Source organism: Prevotella sp. AM42-24 (assembly GCF_003461825.1).
Taxonomy (GTDB): domain Bacteria; phylum Bacteroidota; class Bacteroidia; order Bacteroidales; family Bacteroidaceae; genus Prevotella; species Prevotella hominis.
On sequence record NZ_QTXV01000138.1, the window covers coordinates 1 to 2,201 of the forward strand.

At 37.3% G+C, this 2,201-nt stretch carries 3 protein-coding genes; all 3 read right to left on the minus strand.

Annotated features, from left to right (window positions below; genetic code table 11):
• Nucleotides 1-907: 907 nt before the first annotated feature.
• The 3 genes from DW917_RS16640 to DW917_RS16650 all read right to left on the minus strand — a co-directional run bounded on the left by DW917_RS16640 (nt 908) and on the right by DW917_RS16650 (nt 2,132).
• Nucleotides 908-1,240 carry a helix-turn-helix domain-containing protein gene (locus tag DW917_RS16640; protein ID WP_106813555.1) on the minus strand — a complete coding sequence of 111 codons (333 nt, stop codon included), beginning with the start codon at nt 1,238-1,240 and terminating at the stop codon, nt 908-910.
• A gap of 5 nt (nt 1,241-1,245) precedes the next feature.
• Nucleotides 1,246-1,587, minus strand: coding sequence for a type II toxin-antitoxin system RelE/ParE family toxin (locus DW917_RS16645; protein ID WP_106813554.1), 342 nt, complete (start codon nt 1,585-1,587; stop codon nt 1,246-1,248).
• Nucleotides 1,588-1,919: 332 nt separating this feature from the next.
• Nucleotides 1,920-2,132, minus strand: coding sequence for a hypothetical protein (locus tag DW917_RS16650; protein WP_118120510.1), 213 nt, complete (start codon nt 2,130-2,132; stop codon nt 1,920-1,922).
• Between the last annotated feature and the right edge of the window lie 69 nt (nt 2,133-2,201).

Here is a 2,201-nt window from a genome sequence, read left to right on the forward strand (position 1 = left end):
AGAAATATAGATATAGAAAAATATATATAGCCTTATTGCAAACAATAGATATAGAGAGTAATATGACAATACTGATATACAACAATACAGTAATATGCCAATACGGCAATATAGATATAAACAAAGATATAGGATGCCGTACTCTTTTCGAATGGTCTTATAGACCATGTGACAGAGGCAGAAAGTAAGCCTCATTCTCTCTGTGAAGCTCGTGCAACGTTCAGCTTCTGAGAAAAAGAACGAGCCTTACTTTCTGATGGCAGCCCGGAAAGTGTGCTGCATCCGTAGCATGGGGTGTTGTTCACAACGCCCCTGAAGAATGTTCGACCTATCTCCCTTGCTGCTCCGGAGTGAAGATCATCTTTGCTCCTGGGCAGTTTCGCGGTGTTTTGCTGAAGACACAGCTTTTGCCGTGCATGAAGAAAACTTGGCGAAAGGGGTTGTGTCAATATAGACATATTGATGTATGACAATATAGATGTATATACATTAATACTAAAATATAGATATAAGGTAAGGAGTACATAAATGATATGCCACAAAAGTTACAACTTTATAAAAAAGCAATTAGAACAATGACCTTACTTTTTTGTTTGACTATATAAATGAGCAAAGGAATAGACCTATAAATAAAGAGAGTTGGTTTCGGTTGCGCACATAGATATACAGAAAACAAAACATATAGATATATAAACATAAATATCGCTATACGTGCATACGTATATAAAAAAAGCATCGCCGATACCGCTTTACAGGCAAAGCTGAACGGTTCGCCTGAAGGTTGCGACCGAATAGGGAGCAGCCGGAAAGAGGTGGCTCAAAGCCACCTCTTATTTACAAAGAAACCTAAAGTTCTTGTAGTCATTTCTTGCCTAACTTGGTGTTATTCCATATCAATCACACTTTATCACCACAAAGCGACTTTACCTGCAATTCCTAAATCAAGTGTCGCAGTAGCAATACCCAATGCTTGGAAAACACGACTTAGCGTGGGAAGTGTTATTGTGCTATTTCCTTTTTCTAAACGTGAAATTTGTGCTCGTTGTACACCAATACGTTCACCGAGCTGTTCTTGGGTGAGATTCTGTGCTTTACGAGCTTTACGAATTGCTTCGCCCAAATAATAGGCATTAACATCTTCTTTGAGCTGCATTTCCATCATGTCACGCTCTTTAGTACCTGTCTTGCCCCAAACTTCATCAACCACTTCAGAAAGTGGTGTCAAATGCATCTGTGCCATATCTATCAATGTTTTAATTCAAAATATTGTTGTCTAATCTCTTCTGCCTTTGCAATTTCTTTTTGGGGAGTCTTTTGGGTCTTCTTGACTATACCATGTGTGGCAACAATCAAAGTTCCAGTCTCCGTGTCCCAAAAAGAGAATAGGCGATAGCAGTTTCCATTGAATAAAGTACGAAACTCCCAAATTTCAGAGTTTTCTAATTTTTTGAAGAGTTCCTTATCAACAATGCCATGTTCGATTTTCTTATAATTGTAGGTTATTTTCTGCTGAACCTTCAACGGCAAAGAACGAACAAATGTCAGGGCTTCATCCAACAAAACCACTTGTATTTTATATCCGCTCATTTTATTTATAGTTTCTGCTTACAAAGATACAATTTTGTTTCCAAACGACGAAACAAAACAATAAATTTATCTGCAATTTAACATTTATTTTACCTCACCAACCCCAATCGGGTACAAATCATACTGTGGGAATTTCTCACAGTATTAATAACTTATTATTCCAATTTGTACTTTCAAAGTGGAGCGGTGGTTAGCCACTCCTTTACCTTTGCTTAATCTTCCAACTCCTTTTCTGTGATGCTGATTTCCGTGCAATTGTCAGAATATTCATCATAGATATGGAAATAGCTCGGAACATCCTCTACATATCTTATCTTGTAAATCCGTAATCATTACTTCTTGATGTATTTCTCCAACAATTTGGGACGTACATTCAATGCTTTGGCGAAAGCGTCCAACTGACAAGCATAGCGAGTTTCATAATAGCTACGCTCCATTTGGTTCTTGGAATTTGCCAAATCTTGCAAGATGTCTCGAAGGTATCTCTTCACAACATACTTGTACCATTCCAACTTTTTGCCTTTTTTGTCAGTAATATCTGCCATAATCAAATCTGCTTTAAAGGGTTCAACAATAAAATTTATTCTGGATTTCCTGATTCATCTGCCTTTTAA